This is a genomic window from Streptomyces sp. NBC_00207 (genome assembly GCF_045160965.1).
Taxonomy (GTDB): Bacteria; Actinomycetota; Actinomycetes; order Streptomycetales; family Streptomycetaceae; genus Streptomyces.
The window spans coordinates 4331153-4350361 of the sequence record NZ_CP130715.1 but is presented as its reverse complement, the minus strand read 5'-3'; the positions used below and the strand labels follow the sequence as shown (position 1 = coordinate 4350361).

Here is a 19209-nt window from a genome sequence, read left to right as displayed (position 1 = left end):
GAGGTAAGCGGTACGGACGGACTCGCGCAGGGGAACCACGCCGGACGGGAGCCCTCCAACGGCCCCGATGGCACCGCAGACGCGGACGCCGGGGCCGTACACATCGATCGTCGTCCCATCGGGCGCGCACCGCATCCGGTGGCGAGGGCGCGCAGGCGGCCCCCGCGTCGGCCCGGTCAGTCGCGGCCCAGGAGGACCGTGCCCGAGGAGCAGAACCAGCCGCCCGTGCCCGAGGCCAGGGCGATCTCCGGGAGGCGGCCGCCGCGTTTGGTGACCTGGCCCGGGCCCGCCTCGCCGCGGAGCTGGCGGACCGCCTCGACCAGCAGGAACAGGCCGCGCATGCCGGGGTGGCAGGCCGAGAGGCCGCCGCCGTCGGTGTTGACCGGGAGTTCCCCGTCGCGCAGCAGGCGGTCCTTCTCCACGAAGGCCCCGCCCTCGCCCTTCGCGCAGAAGCCGAGGTCCTCCAGGGTCACCAGGGTCATGTACGTGAAGGCGTCGTAGATCTCGGCGAGGTCCACGTCCGCCGGGGTGAGGCCGGCCCGCTCGAAGGCGATGCGGCCCGAGACGGCCGCCGGGGACACGGTGAAGTCCTCCCACCCGGACATGGTGGTGTGGGAGACGGAGGTGCCCGAGCCGAGGACCCAGACCGGAGCCTTCGCCGTGTCCGGTACGTAGTCCTCCGCCGCCAGCAGCACGGCGCAGCCGCCGTCCGAGCGGATGCAGCAGTGCAGCTTCGTGAAGGGGTCCGCGATCATGTCGGAGGACAGGACCTCGTCCACCGTGATCGGGTCCCGGAACATGGCGTCGGGGTTGGTGGCCGCGTTCGCCCGGGCCTGTACGGCCACGGCGGCGAGCTGCTCCAGTGTGGTGCCGTACTCGTGCATGTGCCGGCGGGCGGCCATCGCGTACTTGGAGATCAGCGTGTGCCCGTACGGGACCTCGAACTGGAGCGGTCCACGGGCCCCGAAGGAGAGGTTCGAGGTGCGCCGGCGGGCCTTGATGTCGGCGCGCGCCGTGGAACCGTAGACCAGCAGGACGGCGTTGGCGTGTCCCGCGGCGATGGCGTCCGCCGCGTGGGCGGCCATGACCTCCCAGGTCGAGCCGCCCACGGAGGTGGAGTCGACCCAGGTGGGGCGCAGGCCGAGGTACTCGGCCACTTCGACCGGCGCGAGCGTGCCGAGGCCGGCCGAGGCGAGGCCGTCGATGACGGAGCGGTCCAGGCCGGAGTCGGCCAGGGCGCGCCGGGCGGCCTGCGCGTGCAGCGCGTAGGGGGTGGGGCCGTCCACCCGGCCGCAGTCGGAGAGGGCGACGCCGACGACCGCGACCCTCCGGCGGCCACGGGACACGGTTCCAGGTGTGAGTCCAGGCATGGGAAGGACGGTACATCTGACGTATCGTCAGATGCTAGGGGGTCGGACCCCGTCCGCCCTCGCTCCGGCCCCGCCCCGCCCGCAACCCGCCCTCGCCGCCCCCTGTGCATCTGCCGCCGCCGGGCCTAACATGACGGCCCGTCAGATCAGCCCCCCGGCCACCGCCGGGAGGTGCCCCCAGGAGGAGCCAGACGATGGATGCCGCCTTCACCGCGGAGCAGGCCGAGATACGCCGTACCCTGCGCGAGATCCTGGGCAAACGCTGCGGCCCCGACGAGGTCAAGACCGCCGTCCGTACCGCTGCCGGGCACGACCGCGAGCTGTGGCAGCAGCTCGCCGAGCGGCTCGGGCTGCCCGGCCTCGCCATCGCCGAGGAGTACGGCGGCGTCGGCTGCGCCCCCGCCGACCTGGCCCTGGCCTGCGAGGAGACCGGGCGGGCGCTGCTGGCCTCGCCGCTGCTGGCCACCGCCGTGCTCTGCGCGCCGCTGATCGCCGCCCTCGGCACCGGCGCCCAGCGCTCCGCACTGCTCCCGCCGCTGGCGGCCGGCGGACTGACCGCCGCCCTCGCCGTCCCGGGCCCGGCGCTGGCCACGGCGCTCGCGCTGACCGGCGACGACAGCGCCGGGCAGTGGTCCGGCGGCGGCCGCGCGGGCGGGGTCCAGGCCCGCGCCGACGCCGCGGGCGGCGGCTGGCGGCTCTACGGGGAGGCCGCCCAGGTGCTCGACGGGCACAGCGCCCCGCTGCTGCTGGTCGCCGCGCACGCCGGCGGCTTCGCCCGCAGCCGTACGCTGCTGTTCCTCGTACGGGAGGACGCGCCCGGGCTCGTACGGTCCCGGCAGGCCGTGCTGGACGAGACCCGCCCGCAGGCCAGGATCCAACTGCGGAACGTTCCCGCCGAGTTGCTCGGTGACGAAGAGGGCGACGTACCGGGCGCCCTCGCCGCCACCGGGCGCACCGCCTCCGCCGTGCTCGCCGCCGAGGCGGTCGGCGCGGCCGGGCAGGCGCTCGCCCGCACCGTCGAGTACGTGCGCCAGCGCGAGCAGTTCGGCCGGGCGATCGGCTCCTTCCAGGCCGTCAAGCACCGGCTCGCCGACCTCTACGTCCAGGTGCAGGCGGCCCGCTCGGCGGCCTACTACGCCGCCTGGGACCCGGACCAGGGCGGCCTCGCCCTCGCCCAGGCACTCGAAGCCCTGCGGGTGACCGCCGGCGAGGCGATCCAGCTGCACGGCGGCATCGGCTTCACCTGGGAGCACGACGCGCACCTCTACTTCAAGCGGGCGGCGGCCGACGAGCTGCTCTTCGGGCCCGTCCACCGGCTGCGGGCGCACGCCGCGGACCGCGCGGGCCTGTTCGCCGCCCCGGCCGCGGCCCCTGCCGCGCCCACGGCGGCTGCAGCCACGGCTCCCGCCGCGGCTGCGCCCCACACCCCGCCCGCCCAAGAGAAGGTGGCCGTCTGATGGCTCGCGTGGCTCCCGGCGTCAAGCTGATGCAGAAGGTCTCCTCGACCATGCTCTTCGCCAAGATCGCACCGCACTTCATCCCCGCCCTGGACAAGGCGGTGCACAAGCTCACCCGCGGCAAGGTCATGCTCAGCGCCCAGATGCTGCCGGGCGTGATCCTGACCGCCAAGGGCGCCAAGACGGGCGAGCCGCGCACCACCCCGCTCGCCTGCATGCCGGAGAACGGCGGCACGAGCTGGGTCCTGATCGGCTCCAACTTCGGCCGGCCCGGGCACCCGGCATGGACCGGGAATCTGCTCAAGCACCCGGACGCGGACGTGAGTTGGCAAGGCCGGGACATCCCCGTACGGGCCCGGCTGCTGGCGGGGGAGGAACGCGCTGCGGCGTGGCAGGCGGTGCTGAGGTTCTGGCCGCCGTACGCGACGTACCAGGCGCGCATCGAGCGCGAGATCCGGTTGTTCCGCCTGGAGCGTCGCTGATCTCAGGCGGGTCGTACACGCCGGCACGGAGCCGCCCGGGACGGCGGACCCCGCAAGGGATCCGCCGTTACTTCGTGGGCTTCTTGCCCGTGATGCCGAGGTGGACGAGCAGCGCCAGGTTCGGCTTGAGCTCGGCCTGCTTGACGCCCCAGGTCTGGAAGCCCTTCTGGTGCGAGGCGACCGCGGCCAGCATCGCGACCAGCGAACCGGCCATCGCCGCGGGACTGACGTCCTTGTCGACCTTGCCCTTGGCCTGGAGCTCCTTCATGGACTCCGTCAGGGAGTTGGTGACCGAGTTCAGGATCTTCATGCGGATCTTGTAGAAGCGCTTGTCGCCCTCGGCCGCACCGAGGTCGACGACCCGCAGGATCGCGTCGTTGCGGCGCCAGAACTCGAGGAAGCCCTCGACGAGTTCCTCGGCGGCGGCCCAACCGGACTTGCCGACCCAGGTCCGGCCCTCGACGAGCGACGTCAACTGCGCGCCCTCGGTGGCCATTTGCTCGGCGATCTCCAGGACGGCGCCCTCGACGTCCGGGAAGTACTGGTAGAAGGTCGCGGGGGAGGTACCGGCCTTGCGGGCGACGTCGATTACTTTGACGTCGCGGTACGGCGAGGAGCTGAGCATCTCGCTGAGGCAGTCGAGCAGCTTCTGCCGCGTCGCCTGGCCGCGCCGGCCGGCGACACGCCCGTCGACGGTGCGTACTTGTCCTGTCATGCCGTCAGCTTACCGAGGGGTGATCGGCGCGCTATTCGGCCGCCTGCAAATGGGGTTACGGGGTCCCTGGCCTGGGCGGGAGGCGGTCCGCGGGGTCGCGGGGGCGGATTTCCGGCCGGGCGCGCCCCGGTACGCCGCGTAGTCGCAGGCCGGGCGTGTCGCCCGGTTCCGCAAGGTTTCCCCCGAATAGTCTTATCAACAGGCTGTGGACAAGTTTTCGGACGGATCATGGCTGAGAGAGGTGAGAGGGTACACACCCCCGCACAACGGAAGGAACCGGGCCCATGGCCGCATTCGCGGAAGGCGCACCCTGCTGGGTGGACGCCTCGCTTCCGGACGTCGAGGCGGGCAAGCGCTTCTACGGCGAGCTGTTCGGGTGGACCTTCGCGGACAGTGCGGGAGCCGAGTACGGCCACTACACGCAGGCCTACAGCCGCGGCCGCAACGTGGCCGCCCTCGCCCCCAAACCGGACGGCCGGATGCCCACCGTCTGGGGCGTCTACCTCTACACGAGGGACGCCTACGCCTGCGCCCAGCGCATCCGCGCCGCAGGCGGCCAGATGGTCATGGATCCGATGCCGGTGGGCCCCTACGGCACCGCCGCGATGGCCGCCGACCCCGGCGGGGCCGTCTTCGGCCTGTGGCAGCCCGGCACCCACGACGGCTTCGAGGCCCAGCAGGAGCCCTACACGTACTGCTGGAGCGAGGTCTACACGCGGGCCCGCGACGCCGTCGACGTCTTCTACGCCAAGGTCTTCGGCTACGTCCCGCAGGACCAGGACGACGCCGGCGTCGAATACCGCATCTGGTCCCCGCCCGGGACCGCGCCCGGCACGGACACCGCCGTCCTCGGCCGCAGCCTGATCACCGACGCCTTCCCGGAGATCATGCCCGCACACTTCCTCGTCTACTTCGCCGTCCCGGACTGCGACCAGTCCGTGGTTACGGCGCGGCGGCTCGGCGGCCGGGTCACCGCCGATCCCTTCGACACCCCCTACGGGCGGATCGCGGTCGTCGCCGACAATCAGGGGGCCGTCTTCGGACTGCTCTCGGAACCCCGCACCAAGGCGGACGGGTAGGACCCGCAGACGGTTCGCCGAGCAGATCACACCGCGCTGCTCGACGTGCCGGGGCCGGACCCGGCCCGGGCCTGACAGAATCGGGGTTGCGCGACCCGGGCGGCGCCCGGAGTGAGACGCTGCACGGGGCCCACGGCCCCGTGCCGGTGGAAGCGGGCCCGGCGAGGGCCCGTACGGGGAGGTGTGGAGGCGAGTGGTGGAGCAGCTGACGCAGCACGACCCGAGACGGATCGGCCCCTTCGAGGTGCTCGGACGGCTCGGCGCCGGCGGCATGGGGCTGGTCTATCTCGCGCGGTCCGCGTCCGGACGGCGGGTCGCGATCAAGACGGTGCGGACCGAGCTCGCCGAGGACCAGCTCTTCCGGGTGCGCTTCACCCGCGAGGTGGAGGCGGCCCGCGCCGTGTCCGGCTTCTACACCGCGGCCGTGGTCGACGCCGACCCGCGCGCCGCCGTGCCGTGGCTGGCCACCGCGTACGTCCCGGCGCCCTCCCTGGAGGAGATCGTCAACGAGTGCGGGCCCATGCCCGCCCAGGCCGTACGGTGGCTCGCGGCCGGCATCGCCGAGGCCCTGCAGTCCATCCACGGCGCCGGCCTGGTCCACCGCGACCTGAAGCCGTCCAACGTGCTCGTCGTCGAGGACGGCCCGCGCGTGATCGACTTCGGCATCGCCAGCGGGGTCTCCAACACCCGCCTGACCATGACGAACGTCGCCGTCGGCACCCCCGCCTACATGTCGCCCGAGCAGGCGAAGGACTCCCGCAGCGTCAAGGGCGCCAGCGACGTCTTCTCGCTCGGCTCCACCCTCGTCTTCGCCGCCACCGGGCACCCGCCGTACCACGGGGCGAACCCGGTGGAGACGGTCTTCATGCTGCTGCGCGAGGGGCCCAACCTGGACGGGCTCCCCGAGGAGCTGCGGCCGCTGATCGACTCCTGCATGCAGATGGACGCCACGCAGCGGCCGACCCCGGCCGACCTGCAGGCGCAGCTCGCCCCGCACCTGTTCGACGGCGGCGACGACAGCGGCACCGCCTCGGCGTGGCTGCCCGCGCGGGCCGTCGCGATGATCGAGGCCCGGCGCGCCGGCAACCGTACGCCCGCCGCCGCGGTTCCCGCGCCCGTCCCCGGCCCCGGCCGGGACTCCGGCTCCGGCGGCCCGGCCTCCGGGCCCGCCACGCACCGCCGCCCGCGCGGCGGCGCCGACCCGTGGGTGGACCCGCGTACCGGCCAGGCCGTACCGCCGCGCCCGCACCGCCCGCCGATGTCGGCGCCCTCGGGCGAGCCGGTGCGCCTGGGCGGCTCGCCGGTGCCGATCGGGCCCGGTCCGCGCGTGAGCGCCGCGGCCCCGGCCGCGCACGCCTCCGCCGCGGACTCGGCGACCGGCTGGGTCCGCCCGCCCGGCGGGGCGGCGGCGGTCACCCCCTCCGCCGTGGCGGTACCGAGCCCCGGCCCGGCCCCGGACAGCGGCCGCTGGCGCCCGTGGCGCTTCCGCATGTCCAACGAGGTCTGGGGCACCCCGACCGTCGCCGGCAACCTGCTCTACGTCACCTCCTTCGAGGTCCACGCGCTGGACGTGGCGAGCGGCCGCCGCCAGTTCAAGACCCGCGACGTCGCCTGGTCCATGGCGGTCTCCGACGGCCGGATCCACGCCTCCGACGGCCCCTCCCTCTACGCGCTCGACGCCTCCGACGGCTCCGAGCGGTGGCGGCTGTCCGCCGACGCCTGGGTGTACGCCCTGCGCGCCGACCGCGGCACGGTCGTCACCGCCACGCGCGGCGGCGGCGTACAGGGCTGGGAGGCCTCCAACGGCCAGAAGCTGTGGGAGCTGACCGGCGCGCAGAGCGACTTCGAGACCCCGGAGGCGGCCCCCGTCCTCCACGACGGCACCGTCTACGTGTGGCAGGACGCCCGGCTGCGCGCGCTCGACGCCCGCAGCGGCCGCGAGTCCTGGTCGTACCCGGTCGGCGACGCGGCCTCCTGCGGGAACGTGCCCGTGCGGGTCACCCCCGCCCCCGACGGCAACGTCTACATCGCGGCCGGCACCCGGGTGCTCTCCGTGGACCGGGCCTCGGGCCGGGTCCGCTGGCACTTCGAGGCCCCCGCGGTGTTCCTGGCCGCCCCGGCCTTCGCGCCGGGCGCGGCCGTCACCGGCGGCGGGGTCTACCTCGTGGACTACCTGGGCACCGTCTACGCCCTCGACGCGGCCACCGGCCAGGACCGCTGGCGGATCGCGACGGAGGGACGGCAGTCCCCGGACCCGGTGGTGGTCGCGAACGGCAACGTGCACCTGGGCGCGGGCAGTGCCCTGTACACGCTCGACGCGGTCACCGGCACCCCGAAGTGGCGCTTCGCGGCGGGCGGCGAGATCACCGGCCTGCCGGCGGTCGCGGACGGCCGGGTGCACTTCGGTTCGGCCGACCACTGCCTCTACACCCTGGACGCGGCGGGCGGCCAGCTCCGCTGGAAGCTGGCCACGGGCGGCGAGATCACGGGTGCGCCGGTGGCCGAGGCGGGCGTGGTGTACGCGTGCAGCAAGGACCGCTGCGTGTACGCCCTGGACGCGGCGAAGGGCACGGGCACCCGTACGAGCGGTTGACCTGCCCGGAGGCGGGGCTGCGGCCCCGCCGGGTAGCGCACCGCACCGGGAGTGACAGGATGGACCCCATGAGCAACGTCTACTTCGACATCACCATCAACGGCGCCCCCGCCGGCCGCATCGTCTTCAACCTCTTCGACGAGGTCGTCCCGAAGACGGCGCGCAACTTCCGTGAGCTGGCCACCGGCCAGAACGGCTACGGCTACGCCGGCTCGGGCTTCCACCGCGTCATCCCCCAGTTCATGCTGCAGGGCGGTGACTTCACCAACCACAACGGCACCGGCGGCAAGTCCATCTACGGCGAGAAGTTCGAGGACGAGAACTTCCAGCTGAAGCACGACCGCCCGTACCTGCTGTCGATGGCGAACGCCGGCCGCAACACCAACGGCTCGCAGTTCTTCATCACCACCGTCCTCACCCCGTGGCTCGACGGCAAGCACGTCGTCTTCGGCGAGGTCGTCTCGGGCCAGGAGCTCGTGGACCAGATCGAGGCCCTGGGCTCCCAGTCCGGCGCACCCAAGGGCAAGGTCGAGATCGCGGCCTCCGGCGTCGTCGACGCCGCCTGATCCCACCCGCCTGAACGGCCGGTCGGCCCCGCCCCCACCCGGGGGCCGGGGCCGCCGCCATTTCCACGCCGTCCGTGCCCGCTGCGGTGAGGTCCGTCGCCCGGGCTACGCGTGGTCCCGGGGCGGGGCCGGCGGCCACGGCTCGTTCGCCGGGGCGACCGGGTACGGCTCCGGGCCGCTGCTCGTCGGGGGGAGGGGGCGGACGCGGCGGGCGGGGCGGCCGCGCATGACGACGGCGCCCAGGAGGATCAGCGCGCCCGCGCCGAAGGCGTTGGCGAGGCCGTCACCGAGGCCCCGGCCGTCGCCGCCCACCGAGAGGACCCCGGCCGCCTGCCCCTGGCGGACCGTCCACAGGACGGCGAAGCCGAGGACGATGACCCCCGCCAGCGCCATGAGCAGCCGCGAGCGGAGCACGACCGCGGCCAGCGTGAGGGCGGCGGCGAAGACGAAGGGGAGCAGGAGCGAGCCCAGCAGGGCGGCCTTGTGATCGGTGATCCCGGCGGCGGTGAAGAGCTCCTGGACGCGGTAGTCGCGTCCGTGACGGCCGTCGTACCAGGCACGGAAGGGGCTCCAGACGGCGGCCGCCGCTCCGATCAGACCCATCAGCGAGCCGAGTACGTTGCGGATCATGCCCGGCCCTTCGCGGTAGGGGTCTCGATCCCGACGCTACGCCCGGCATCTGCGCCGCGCATGCGGGAGCGGCCGGACGGAGTCCGGCCCAGCGGTCCGAAGCCGCAGAGGCCCTCCGGGGCCGAGGCGTGCGAGGGGTGCGTCGGGGAGGGGTCGCTACGCCCGGCGTCTGCGCCGCGCATGCGGGAGCGGCCGGACGGAGCCGATGTCTTCCGGGCCGTTACCCGCACGGTGGCGCGCTGATAGCGTGGCCCGCCGTTGTCCAGGGGGAGGAGTTCGGGCCATGGTGGCTGGACGTCGCATGAGGTTCACCGCGGTGCTGGTGGCCGTCGTGTTCGCGCTGACCGGGTTCTCGTCGCACGGCGGAAGCAGCAGCAGCGGAAGCAGCGGAAGCAGCGGGAAGAGCAAGAGCAAGAGCAGCAGCGGGGGCGGCTGCTCCAGCTCGAAGAGCAAGAAGAAGAGCCACAGCGGGAGCAAGGGGAGCACGGCCTCCGCCTCGCCCTCCGCCGACCCGACGGGCGACCCGGCCACCGCCGTCGTCGTGACGTGCGCGGGGCCCCAGCAGGCCGCCACCACCGTCAGGTTCACCTCGCGGCTCGACCGCAGGGCGACCGTCAAGGTCACCCTCCACCGCGAGAACGCGGCCGGGACGATCCTCGAATCGTCCGTCGTCCGCGTGACCCTGGAAGCCCGCGAGACCCGCGCGGTCGATGTCGCCCTGGAAGACCCGGCGCACGCCGCCGACGTCAAGAACTGCCGTCTCGCCGCACCCGAGACCGACACCACCACCGCCGGCCCCACCCCGGCCGACGGACCCGACGGCGGCATCTCCACGTCCAGGCCCAAGGCGACGCCGAAGCCGAGCAAGTCCACGGCCAAGCGCTGATCAGCGCAGCCGGAACTCCGTCCCCGGCCGCCGCCCCGCGAACAGTTCCGCCTGCCGCTCCGGCGCCAGGTTCCCCAGCGCGATCAGCGCCGGGGCCTGGGCCAGGGCCTGCTGGAGCGCGGCCTGCTTCGCCGACCACAGGGCCCGTACGGTGCCCTGCACGGCCTCCGTCGGGAAGCCGGCCAGCGTCTCCGCCGCCCGCAGGGCCGCCGGGAGCAGCCCGTCGGGCGCGGCCAGCTCCGAGACGAGCCCGATCTCGTGGGCCCGGTGCGCGGAGAGCCGTTCGGCCGTGCCCATCAGGGACATCCGGGCGGCCTCGCCGAAGGGCATGCGCTGCGCCATGTAGACGGCCTCGTAGGCGCTGACCATCCCGTACGTCGTGTGCGGGTCGAAGAAGGTCGCCGTCTCGGAGGCGATCAGGAACTCGGCCTCGCCCAGCAGGTAGAAGGCCCCGCCGCAGGCCATGCCGTTGACGGCGGCGACGACCGGCTTCCACAGGTCGCCCGCCTTGGGGCCGATCGCGATGAGCGGATCGTCGGCCGAGTACGGGGAGGGGGGCTGCGGCACGTCGGCACCGCGGTCGATGCCGGTGCAGAACGCGGCCGTGCCGGCGCCCGTGAGCACCACCGACCGCACCTCCTCGGCGAACCGGAGCTCCCGCCACACCGCGCTCAGTTCGTCCGCGGTCGCCAGGTCGATCGCATTGTGCCGGCGCTCCCGGTCCAGGGTGACGACCGCGACCCCGGTCGCCTTGTCCCGCTCCACCCGTACGGTCACGACTTCTCCAGGAGCCAGCGCGGCACGGCCATCCCGCCGATCTCGGTGAAGGCCACCTGGACCCGCGTGCCGATGCGCAGCCGGGCCGGGTCCATCGAGTCCAGCGGGGCGTCGGGCGAGGTCACCAGGTTCCCGGCGAGCCGGATGTCCGGGGCGTCGGCGAGCTCCACGAGGACCACGTTGTACGGGGCCTGCGCGGCGTAGGCGGGCAGCAGCGGCGGGTGCGGCCGGACGTAGGACCAGATGCGGCCGCGGCCGCTCATCCGGCGCCACTCGCTGTCGAAGGATCTGCAGTGCGGGCAGCAGGGGCGGGGCGGGAAGCGCAGCCGGCCGCAGGCGGCGCAGGCCTGGATGCGGAGCTCGCCCCGTGCGGCGTACTCCCAGAAGGGGGCGCCGTCCTCGTCGGGAACCGGCAGGAGCAGTGCGTCCGCGGGTGCGGCGGACGCCTCGGACGTGGCGGATGCGGCGGACGCAGCGGACGTGGCGGTCATCGGTCAGCTCCTCAGCAGGATCGCGGACGTCGGGACTCCCTCGCCCGCCGTCACCAGGCAGGTCGCGGCGTCCGGCACCTGGGCGGTGGAGATGCCGCGCAGCTGCTTGACGCCCTCGTTGATCAGGTTGAAGCCGTGCACGTACGCCTCGGACAGGCCGCCGCCCCCGGTGTTGATCGGGAGCCGGCCGCCCATCTCCAGGGCGCCGCCCTCGGTGAAGGCGGCGCCCTCGCCGCGCCCGCAGAAGCCGTAGCCCTCCAGCGAGAGCGGGATCAGCGGGGTGAAGGCGTCGTAGATCTGGGCGACGTCCACGTCCTGAGGCCCGAAGTCGGCCTGCTTCCAGAGGTGGCGGGCGGCGGTCCAGGCGGGTCCGGAGAGCGGGTCGTCGTTCCAGTAGTTGACCATGCCGTGGTGCTGGGAGGGCAGGCCCTGGGCGACGGAGTGCACGTAGACGGGCTTCTGGCGGCAGTCCCGGGCCCGCTCGGCGGAGACGATCACGCAGGCCAGCGCCCCGTCGGTCTCCAGGCAGTTGTCGAAGAGGCAGAGCGGGTCGCTGATCATGCGGGAGGTCATGTACATCTCGCGGGTCAGCGGGCGCTCGTACATCATCGCGGCCGGGTTGGCGTTGGCCCGGTTGCGGCAGGCCATGGCCACGTTGAAGAGGTGGTCGCGGGTGGCGCCGTACTCGTGCATGTAGCGGCGGGCCAGCATGCCGATCTCGTCGGCGGGGCGCAGCAGCCCGAAGGGTCGGGTCCACTGGCCGGGGGTGGGGAGCTGGACGGCGGTGTTCTTCCAGGGGCGCGGGCCGGAGCCGCGTTTGCGGGAGCGCCAGGCGACGCCGACGGTGGCCTGGCCGGTCGCTATCGCCGAGGCCAGGTGGCCGACGGTGGCGCAGGAACCGCCGCCGCCGTAGCCGATCTTGGAGAAGAAGGTGACGTCTCCGGCGCCGATGGCCTTGGCGACCTCGACCTCGTCGGTCTCCTCCATGGTGTAGGAGGAGAAGGCGTCGACCTCGGAGGGCTCGATGCCGGCGTCGGCGAGGGCCGCCAGGATGGCCCGGCAGGCCAACTCCTTTTCGGACTGCGGCAGTCGTTTGGCAAAGGCGGTCTGCCCGATGCCCACTATCGCCGTAGCGTCCTTGAGCGTTGCCGCCATCGCCACCTCCGGGGTGCGCCAGTACTGACAGCCGCGAAGGCTACAGCTAATCTGACGGATAGTCAGCTACTGGGTTCGCGGGAGGATGACACGCATGGGCGACGACGCACGCGGGGCCGTACGCGACGACGTGAGCGACCACGTACGCGCAGACCTGCGCTGGGGCAGCATCGCGGGGCTCGTCCAATCGGCAGCCGAACGGTACGCCGACCGGGAGGCCGTCGTCGAAGGCCGCGTCCGCATCAGCTACGCGCAGCTCGGCGAACGCGTCGAGCGCGCCGCGGCCGCCTGCATCGCCGCCGGGGTCGAGCCCGGCGACCGGGTCGCCGTCTGGGCCCCCAACACCCTGGAGTGGATCGTCTCCGCGCTCGGCGCCGTCTCGGCGGGCGCGGTGCTCGTCCCCCTCAACACCCGTTTCAAGGGCGCGGAAGCGGCGTACGTCCTCCAGCGCAGCCGGGCGCGGCTGCTCTTCGTCACCGGCACCTTCCTGGGCACCTCCTACGTCGCCTCCCTGCGCCGGGCCGCGGGCGAGGGCCCCGGCGCCGGGCCGCTGCGCGGGCTCCCGCACCTGGAGCAGGTCGTCGTCCTCGCCGAGGACGCACCCGAGTCCTTCCGTACCTGGAAGGACTTCCTGGCGGGCGGGGACCGCATACCGGCCGAAGCCGTGCGCGAACGCGCCGCGTCCATCCCCTCCGGCGCCCCCTCCGACATCATCTTCACCTCGGGCACCACCGGCAGCCCCAAGGGCGCCGTGATCACCCACGCCCAGTCCCTGCGCTGCTACGACGTGTGGTGCGAGCTCGCCGGACTCCGCGAGGGCGACCGCTACCTGATCGTGAACCCCTTCTTCCACACCTTCGGCTACAAGGCCGGGATCATCGCCTGTCTGATGCGCGGGGCCACGATGGTCCCGCAGCCCGTCTTCAACGTGGACACCGTCCTCGCCAACGTCGCCGCCGAGCGGATCTCCGTACTCCCCGGGCCGCCCACCCTCCACCAGTCCCTCCTCGACCACCCCCAGCGCGACCACCACGACCTGTCCGCCCTGCGCCTGGTCGTCACCGGCGCGGCCGTGGTCCCGCTGCGGCTCGTCGAGCGGCTGCGCGGCGAGCTGCACATCGCCACCGTCCTCACCGCGTACGGGCTCTCCGAGGCCAGCGGCATCGTCACCATGTGCCGGCGGGGCGACCCCGCGGAGATCATCTCCGAGACCTCGGGGCGGGCCATCCCGGACACCGAGGTGATGATCGTGGACGCGGGCGGGACGCCGCGGCCGCCGGGCGAGGCCGGCGAGATCCTGGTCCGCGGCTACCACGTCATGCAGGGCTACTTCGAGGACCCCGACGAGACCGCCAGGGCGATCACCCGGGACGGCTGGCTGCACACCGGCGACGTCGGGTTCAAGGACGCGCACGGCAACCTGCGCATCACCGACCGGATCAAGGACATGTTCATCGTCGGCGGCTTCAACGCCTACCCCGCCGAGATCGAGCAACTCCTCGGCCTGCACCCGGACATCGCGGACGTCGCGGTCGTCGGCGTCCCCGATCCGCGCCTCGGCGAGGTCGGCAAGGCGTACGCGGTCCGCCGACCCGGCTCCACGCTCACCGCCGACGACCTGATCGCCTGGTCACGGCGGGAGATGGCCAACTACAAGGTGCCGCGCGCGGTGGAGTTCGTCTCCGAGCTGCCGCGCAACGCGAGCGGCAAGGTCCTCAAGCGCGAGCTGCGCGCCCGCTAGCGCCCGGGATCCGGGGCCCGCCGCTCAGCGGGCGTACGAGCCGAGGCCGACCAGGCAGTACACGTACTGGATGAGGACGGTGGCGCCGCGCATGTAGCGGTAGGAGAACGCGTACTGCGTCTTGGGGTTGGAATTGCAGCGGTCCATGTCCGAGGTGCCGGGGATGCTCTCGATCACCTTGTAGTGCGCGTCGGACGCCGAGCAGGAGACCTCGTCCACGCCGCTGACGCTCTGCGGCGTCGTCGAGTCCGGCAGCTGTCCGTTGAGACAGGTGCCCCGGTCGAAGGGGCTCGGCTCCGGGGTGGACTCCGGGGTCGGCGCCGGGGCGGGTTCCGGGCTGTACCGGGTGGGCACGGGGTTCGGGGCGGTGGTGGGTTCCGCCGTCCACGGGGTGGAGGAGGGGGGCGACAACGCGCCCGACGAGTAGGTCGGGGTCGGGGAGGCGGAGTTCTTGCCGTCGTCGTGCCCGTTGTTCACCGCGATGAGGACGACGGCGACCACGGCGGCGACCAGGACCGCGGCGATGCACCCGCGGCCGTTCGCCATGGAGGACGGGTTGGACACCGGCACGCCCGCACCCGCTCCGCCGGTCGCGCCGACGGCGCCGGTCGCGAACGCGGCTCCCGCTCCGGCCCCTTGGACGCGGATGCGCAGCAGTAACTCCTGGTCCCCGACGCGGGCCCGGATGAGATCGCCGTTCCGGCAGGCAGGGATGCGCAGCCGGGCCGGGCCGTTCGCCAGCAGAACGGGGAGGATGACACCGTGGGCGGCCTGCTGGGGGGTGATCGTTATGGGCATTTCCTGCGACGACACCGGCTGCTCCAAAGGGTGAGGGTGGTGCGGAAGCGAGCTGCCTGACGAACCCTCATCGATTGTGTCCCGTGCACCGGCGGTGACGCAGTGATTCCGCTAGGTACGCCGGGCCAGCACCAGCCGCCAGCGGGGGGCGCCCCCGGCCTGCCGCCCGAAGTGGTCCAGCGGCACGGTCTCCACGGTGAAGCCGGCCGCCTCCAGGTCGCGGCGGACCCCGCTGAGCGGGAAGGTCCGGTAGTACATGACGAAGGACGGCCGCCACACCGCGTTGCGCACCCGCATCGCCGCGTCGAAGCCCGCCGCCGCCCACCACACGGGGGAGCTCGGCGGGATCGGGGCGCCGATCGGGAAGGCGAACACCCCGCCGGGGCGCAGCGCGCGGTGCACCCCGGAGAAGAGGGCGGGCCGCTCGGCCGGGAGGAAGTGCCCGAAGGCGCCGAAGCTGACCGCCAGGTCGTACGTGTCCGCGAGCGCGGGCGGCAGCGCCCGCGCGTCGGCCCGTACGAAGTCCACGCGCTCGTCCGGGTGGGCGCGTCCGGCCTCGGCCAGCATGCCCGCGCTGAGGTCCACCCCGGTCACCCGGTCCCGGCACAGCCTTCGCAGCATGCCGATCGCGGCGCCGGTGCCGCAGCAGACGTCGAGCCCGGCGCCGAAGGATCCCTCCCGCTGGGCGAGGGTCTCCTCCACGGCGTCGAGCATGCGGTCAGGGGTGCGGAAGGGCGTCCGGTCGAATTTCGGCGCGAGCAGGTCGTAGCCGCGCTCGATCGAGGAGAGGCCCTGCACGGCGAGTTCGCGGACGCTCGGTCCGTGGGAGGAGAACACACCCCCAGCGTATGCCGCGGGCCGGAGCCCGGTGCGGACGACCGGACGCAGACGTGCGGCGGTCGCGGTGGCTCCCCCTCCGGGCCACCGCGACCGCCGTTCCCCCGTTGAATCCCCCGTACGTCTTGCGTTCTTGCGTGGTGCGGTGTGCGTGTTACGGGCGCGGACCGGACGCGTGGTTGTCCAGCGTCTGGATCTCCTCGGCCGGCGTCGCCGGGATCGGCACGGGAGCCGGAGCCGGAGCCGGGTCGAGCGGCTTGATCTCGATGCCCGAGGCGTGGTTGTCCAGAGTCTCGACGTCGACGCCCGGGGCGTGGTTGTCGAGCGACTTGCTGTCACCGTCGGCCGGCAGGATGTTCTCGTTCGTCGTCATCGGTTCTCCTGATGGATGGGTAGGGCCCGCTCGGCGATTCCCCCGATGACCGCCGAGCGGGTAGTCCTCCAACCGGCCCGGGTGCCCCCCCGACGCGCCGGGTCGATGCACCTATCGTGCCGAAGGGCGATAAACGAACGATGAACGCCTCGTTCAACGGGGATCGCCGCAGGTCAGGCCGCGATCTCCGAGGCTAGCAGGGCTTGTACCTCGGCCAGTTCGGTGGACCCCAGCTGCCGGAAGACGGCCTCCGCGTCGCGCCAGCACGCCCGCGCCCGGTCCGTCTGCCCCAGCCGCCGCAGCGCCTTGCCCAGCACCGTCAGCACGGTCGCCCGGCGCCACTCCCCGCCGATGCCGCGCAGCGCGATCGCCTGCTCGGCGTGCGAGGCGGCCAGGGTGGGACGGCGGGCCGCCAGGTGGGCCACGGCGAGCCGGAAGTGGGTCACGCCCTCCCACAGCGGCTGCCGGTTCTCGTGGAAGAGGGACAGCGCCTCGGTGAGCTGGGCGAGGGCCTCGCCGAGGCGGCCCGCCTGGGTGAGCGCGATGCCCAGCGCGTAGCGGCCGTTGGCCAGGCGCAGGGTCAGGCCCATCCGGTCGTAGATGGCGATGCCCTGCTGGGCGAGGTCTATGGCGCTGGTGAGGCGGCCCAGTTCCACGTGGATGCGGGACAGGTTGCACAGGGCGCTGGCCTCGCCGACGTTGTTGGCGTCGGCGCGGAAGTTCTCGATGGCCTCCAGCAGGTACCGCTCGCCGTCCGCGTGCCGCCCCTCGTACAGGGCGATGATCCCGCGGTCGTTGGGCGCCCAGCAGCTGGGCAGCGGGTCGCCGGCCTCGCGGGCGAGCGCGGTGGCCTGGCGGGCCTCGTCGTCGGCCGCGGTGAACCGGCCGGCGACCAGGTGGACGTTGGTGAGGGTGGTGCGGGCGCGGCCCTCCGCGTACGGGTCCTTGGCGGCCTGGCCGGCGTCGCGCAGGGCGACGGCGGCCGACTCGTACTGCTTGGAGTTGGCCCCCGACTCGGCGAGGTCCTTGGCCGCCCACAGCAGGTCCACGGCCCGCCGCAGGACCAGCGTCTCGCCGCCCCGTACGGCTGCCTGCCGTACGCACGCCAGCAGCGGGTCGGCCTCGGCGTACAGCCAGTCCAGGGCGGCGCGCGGCTCGGCGAAGACCAGCCCGGGGTAGTGGGTGTCGGACAGGTGGGCGGGCAGCCGGTCGCCGGGGCGCTCCAGGGCGTACACCCCGGAGGCCGTGGCCAGGTAGAAGTCCAGCAGCCGGTCCAGGGCCGCCTCGCGCCCGCCCGGGGGCTGCTCGTCGCGTTCGGCGCAGGCACGCGCGTAGAGGCGTACGAGGTCGTGGAAGCGGTAGCGGCCGGGGGCGGCGGATTCGAGCAGGGAGCAGTCGACTAAGGCTTCGAGGAGGTCCTCGGTGTCGTACTCGGGGAGGTCGAGGACGGCAGCGGCCGCCGAGAGGGAGATGTCGGGGCCGTCGGCGAGGCCGAGGAGACGGAAGGCGCGCTGCTGGGCGGGTTCCAGCTGGCCGTAGCCGAGCTCGAAGGTGGCTTTGACGGCGAGGTCGCCGGCCTGGAGCTCGTCGAGGCGGCGGCGCTCGTCGCCCAGCTTGGCGGCGAGGACGGAGACGGTCCAGGTGCGGCGGGCGGCGAGCCGGGAGGCGGCGATGCGGATGGCGAGCGGCAGGAAGCCGCAGGCGCCGACGACGTCGAGGGCGGCCTGGCGTTCGGCGCGGACGCGCTCCTCGCCGACGATCCGGGTGAACAGTTGGAGGGCCTCCTCGGGGCTCATCACGTCGAGGTCGACGAGATGGGCCCCGGCGAGGCCCGCCATGCGGACCCGGCTGGTGACGAGGGCGGCGCAGCCGGCGGTGCCGGGCAGCAGCGGGCGGACCTGGGCGGCGTCGCGGGCGTTGTCGAGCAGGACCAGGACGCGGCGCCCGTCGAGGGTGGAGCGGTAGAGCGCGGCCCGGTCGGCGGGGGAGTCGGGGATGGCGGTGTCGGGGGTGCCGAGCGCGCGCAGGAAGGAGCCGAGGACGGCCTCCGGTTCCGCCGGGCGTGCCTCGGTGCCCTGGAGGTCGACGTAGAGCTGTCCGTCGGGGAAGTGCGGGCGGGCGGCGTGGGCGACGTGCACGGCGAGGGTGGTCTTGCCGACGCCGCCGATGCCGGCGAGCGCGGAGACGGCCATGACCTGGTCCTGGGCGCCGCCGGACAGGATGCTGCCGAGCTCGTCGACGAAGCTGGATCGGCCGGTGAAGTCGGGAACGGTCGCGGGCAACTGGGCGGGCCTCACGTGGACGGTCGCGGCGGCCGGGGCCGGGTCTTCCGCGCGGGCGAGATCGGCATCGGCGTTCAGGATGCGCTGCTGGAGCGCGGAGAGTTCGGGGCGCGGGTCGACGCCGAGTTCGTCGGCGAGGAGGCGGCGGGTGTCGGCGTAGACGGCGAGGGCCTCGGCCTGCCGGCCGCTGCGGTAGAGGGCGAGCATGAGCAGCTCGCGCAGGCGTTCCTGCAGCGGGTGGGCGGCGGTGAGGGCGGTGAGCTCGGAGACGGCCTCGGCGTGGTGGCCGACCTCCAGGTCGAGATCGAGGCGGGTCTCCAGCAGCTGGAGGCGCCATTCGGCGAGCCGGGTGCGCTCGGTCTCGGCGTGCGGGCCGGGGATCCCGGCGAGGGGCTCGCCCTCCCAGAGGTCGAGGGCGCGGGCGAGGAGCGTACGGGCGAGGGAGCGGTCGCCGGCGGCCCGGGCGGCGTCGGCGTCGGCGGCGAGGCTGCGGGCGACGCCGAGGTCGAGGGTGGCGGCGGAGCGCAGCCGGATGGCGTAGCCGCCGGACTCGGTGACGAGCAGCCCGGGGGCGACGACCTTGCGCAGGCGGGAGGCGTACGTGCGGATGGTGGCGAGGGCCTGCTGCGGCGGGTCCTCGCCCCAGATGGCGTCGATGAGCTCGGGCGCGGTGGCGGTGCGGCCGTCGCGCAGCAGCAGGACGGCGAGCAGGGCGCGCTGCTGGGGGGTGCCGGAGGGCAGGAGCTCGGCGCCGCGCCAGGCGCGGACGGGGCCGAGGACGGCGAAGCGGGACTCGGCCGGGGCGGCGTGGGAGGCGGCTGCGGCGGGGGCGGTGGCGGCCGGGGCGGAGTCCGGGGCCGGGCTCGGCGCCGGGTGTTTGGACGTGCTGGTGGGCCGGGCTCCCTCGGGATGCTTCCGCGGGTGCGGGATGGCCGGTACGCCGTCCATCTGTCGTCCCCCTGCCTTCCGTTCGTTGT

General features: G+C 73.8%; 17 protein-coding genes. 7 read left to right on the top strand and 10 right to left on the bottom strand.

What is annotated here, in order from left to right; all coding sequences use genetic code 11:
* Positions 1 to 176: 176 nt before the first annotated feature.
* Complete coding sequence (locus OG472_RS20510; protein WP_405941854.1) at positions 177 to 1370, bottom strand: thiolase C-terminal domain-containing protein; 1194 nt, start codon at positions 1368 to 1370, stop codon at positions 177 to 179.
* Between the two features lie 194 nt (positions 1371 to 1564).
* On the opposite strand from OG472_RS20510, the gene OG472_RS20505 reads away from it, so the two are divergent.
* Both OG472_RS20505 and OG472_RS20500 read left to right on the top strand, forming a co-directional pair.
* Positions 1565 to 2827 carry an acyl-CoA dehydrogenase family protein gene (locus OG472_RS20505; protein ID WP_405941853.1) on the top strand — a complete coding sequence of 421 codons (1263 nt, stop codon included), beginning with the start codon at positions 1565 to 1567 and terminating at the stop codon, positions 2825 to 2827.
* Complete coding sequence (locus OG472_RS20500; protein WP_361764214.1) at positions 2827 to 3309, top strand: nitroreductase family deazaflavin-dependent oxidoreductase; 483 nt, start codon at positions 2827 to 2829, stop codon at positions 3307 to 3309. Before OG472_RS20505 ends, OG472_RS20500 begins: the two co-directional genes overlap by 1 nt.
* Before the next feature lie 67 nt (positions 3310 to 3376).
* On the opposite strand, the gene OG472_RS20495 is transcribed toward OG472_RS20500, so the two are convergent.
* On the bottom strand, positions 3377 to 4024 hold the full coding sequence (locus OG472_RS20495) for a TetR family transcriptional regulator (protein WP_150257890.1): 648 nt from the start codon (positions 4022 to 4024) through the stop codon (positions 3377 to 3379).
* A 284-nt stretch (positions 4025 to 4308) separates the two neighbouring features.
* Between OG472_RS20495 and OG472_RS20490 the strand changes: the two genes are divergently transcribed.
* The 3 genes from OG472_RS20490 to OG472_RS20480 all read left to right on the top strand — a co-directional run bounded on the left by OG472_RS20490 (position 4309) and on the right by OG472_RS20480 (position 8262).
* Positions 4309 to 5103: a VOC family protein gene (locus OG472_RS20490; protein ID WP_405830644.1), complete on the top strand. Its 795-nt coding sequence runs from the start codon at positions 4309 to 4311 to the stop codon at positions 5101 to 5103.
* Between the two features lie 193 nt (positions 5104 to 5296).
* On the top strand, positions 5297 to 7696 hold the full coding sequence (locus OG472_RS20485; protein WP_401608323.1) for a PQQ-binding-like beta-propeller repeat protein: 2400 nt from the start codon (positions 5297 to 5299) through the stop codon (positions 7694 to 7696).
* Between the two features lie 68 nt (positions 7697 to 7764).
* Positions 7765 to 8262: a peptidylprolyl isomerase gene (locus OG472_RS20480; RefSeq protein WP_382541910.1), complete on the top strand. Its 498-nt coding sequence runs from the start codon at positions 7765 to 7767 to the stop codon at positions 8260 to 8262.
* A gap of 105 nt (positions 8263 to 8367) precedes the next feature.
* On the opposite strand, the gene OG472_RS20475 is transcribed toward OG472_RS20480, so the two are convergent.
* Positions 8368 to 8892 carry a hypothetical protein gene (locus OG472_RS20475; protein ID WP_405941852.1) on the bottom strand — a complete coding sequence of 175 codons (525 nt, stop codon included), beginning with the start codon at positions 8890 to 8892 and terminating at the stop codon, positions 8368 to 8370.
* A gap of 283 nt (positions 8893 to 9175) precedes the next feature.
* On the opposite strand from OG472_RS20475, the gene OG472_RS20470 reads away from it, so the two are divergent.
* Positions 9176 to 9778 carry a hypothetical protein gene (locus OG472_RS20470; RefSeq protein ID WP_405941851.1) on the top strand — a complete coding sequence of 201 codons (603 nt, stop codon included), beginning with the start codon at positions 9176 to 9178 and terminating at the stop codon, positions 9776 to 9778.
* Here the strand turns inward: OG472_RS20470 and OG472_RS20465 are convergent, their stop codons facing one another.
* The 3 genes from OG472_RS20465 to OG472_RS20455 all read right to left on the bottom strand — a co-directional run bounded on the left by OG472_RS20465 (position 9779) and on the right by OG472_RS20455 (position 12201).
* Positions 9779 to 10555, bottom strand: coding sequence for an enoyl-CoA hydratase/isomerase family protein (locus OG472_RS20465; protein ID WP_405830639.1), 777 nt, complete (start codon positions 10553 to 10555; stop codon positions 9779 to 9781). It lies immediately after the preceding gene.
* Entirely contained in the window at positions 10552 to 10977 is a 426-nt protein-coding gene (locus OG472_RS20460) for a Zn-ribbon domain-containing OB-fold protein (RefSeq protein WP_401608857.1), read from the bottom strand. Before OG472_RS20460 ends, OG472_RS20465 begins: the two co-directional genes overlap by 4 nt.
* Positions 10978 to 11049: 72 nt before the next feature.
* Entirely contained in the window at positions 11050 to 12201 is a 1152-nt protein-coding gene (locus OG472_RS20455) for a lipid-transfer protein (RefSeq protein ID WP_401608333.1), read from the bottom strand.
* Positions 12202 to 12295: 94 nt separating this feature from the next.
* Here OG472_RS20455 and OG472_RS20450 point away from each other — a divergent pair, with 94 nt between their 5' ends.
* On the top strand, positions 12296 to 13942 hold the full coding sequence (locus OG472_RS20450; protein ID WP_405941850.1) for a FadD3 family acyl-CoA ligase: 1647 nt from the start codon (positions 12296 to 12298) through the stop codon (positions 13940 to 13942).
* Positions 13943 to 13966: 24 nt separating this feature from the next.
* On the opposite strand, the gene OG472_RS20445 is transcribed toward OG472_RS20450, so the two are convergent.
* The 4 genes from OG472_RS20445 to OG472_RS20430 form a co-directional block, all read right to left on the bottom strand.
* On the bottom strand, positions 13967 to 14755 hold the full coding sequence (locus OG472_RS20445) for a hypothetical protein (RefSeq protein WP_401608337.1): 789 nt from the start codon (positions 14753 to 14755) through the stop codon (positions 13967 to 13969).
* 96 nt (positions 14756 to 14851) lie between these two features.
* Positions 14852 to 15577: a methyltransferase domain-containing protein gene (locus OG472_RS20440; protein WP_405941849.1), complete on the bottom strand. Its 726-nt coding sequence runs from the start codon at positions 15575 to 15577 to the stop codon at positions 14852 to 14854.
* A gap of 154 nt (positions 15578 to 15731) precedes the next feature.
* Complete coding sequence (locus OG472_RS20435) at positions 15732 to 15950, bottom strand: hypothetical protein (protein WP_401608341.1); 219 nt, start codon at positions 15948 to 15950, stop codon at positions 15732 to 15734.
* Between the two features lie 173 nt (positions 15951 to 16123).
* Positions 16124 to 19180 carry a BTAD domain-containing putative transcriptional regulator gene (locus OG472_RS20430; RefSeq protein ID WP_401608343.1) on the bottom strand — a complete coding sequence of 1019 codons (3057 nt, stop codon included), beginning with the start codon at positions 19178 to 19180 and terminating at the stop codon, positions 16124 to 16126.
* Positions 19181 to 19209 lie beyond the last annotated feature (29 nt).

Bases quoted from the DNA above. Each gene is read 5' to 3' on its own strand.
- OG472_RS20450 (WP_405941850.1), top strand. From the start codon at position 12,296: ATGGGCGACGACGCACGCGGGGCCGTACGCGACGACGTGAGCGACCAC.
- OG472_RS20490 (WP_405830644.1), top strand. From the start codon at position 4,309: ATGGCCGCATTCGCGGAAGGCGCACCCTGCTGGGTGGACGCCTCGCTT.
- OG472_RS20435 (WP_401608341.1), bottom strand. From the start codon at position 15,950: ATGACGACGAACGAGAACATCCTGCCGGCCGACGGTGACAGCAAGTCG.
- OG472_RS20470 (WP_405941851.1), top strand. From the start codon at position 9,176: ATGGTGGCTGGACGTCGCATGAGGTTCACCGCGGTGCTGGTGGCCGTC.
- OG472_RS20480 (WP_382541910.1), top strand. From the start codon at position 7,765: ATGAGCAACGTCTACTTCGACATCACCATCAACGGCGCCCCCGCCGGC.
- OG472_RS20430 (WP_401608343.1), bottom strand. From the start codon at position 19,180: ATGGACGGCGTACCGGCCATCCCGCACCCGCGGAAGCATCCCGAGGGA.
- OG472_RS20475 (WP_405941852.1), bottom strand. From the start codon at position 8,892: ATGATCCGCAACGTACTCGGCTCGCTGATGGGTCTGATCGGAGCGGCG.
- OG472_RS20510 (WP_405941854.1), bottom strand. From the start codon at position 1,370: ATGCCTGGACTCACACCTGGAACCGTGTCCCGTGGCCGCCGGAGGGTC.
- OG472_RS20455 (WP_401608333.1), bottom strand. From the start codon at position 12,201: ATGGCGGCAACGCTCAAGGACGCTACGGCGATAGTGGGCATCGGGCAG.
- OG472_RS20500 (WP_361764214.1), top strand. From the start codon at position 2,827: ATGGCTCGCGTGGCTCCCGGCGTCAAGCTGATGCAGAAGGTCTCCTCG.
- OG472_RS20505 (WP_405941853.1), top strand. From the start codon at position 1,565: ATGGATGCCGCCTTCACCGCGGAGCAGGCCGAGATACGCCGTACCCTG.
- OG472_RS20495 (WP_150257890.1), bottom strand. From the start codon at position 4,024: ATGACAGGACAAGTACGCACCGTCGACGGGCGTGTCGCCGGCCGGCGC.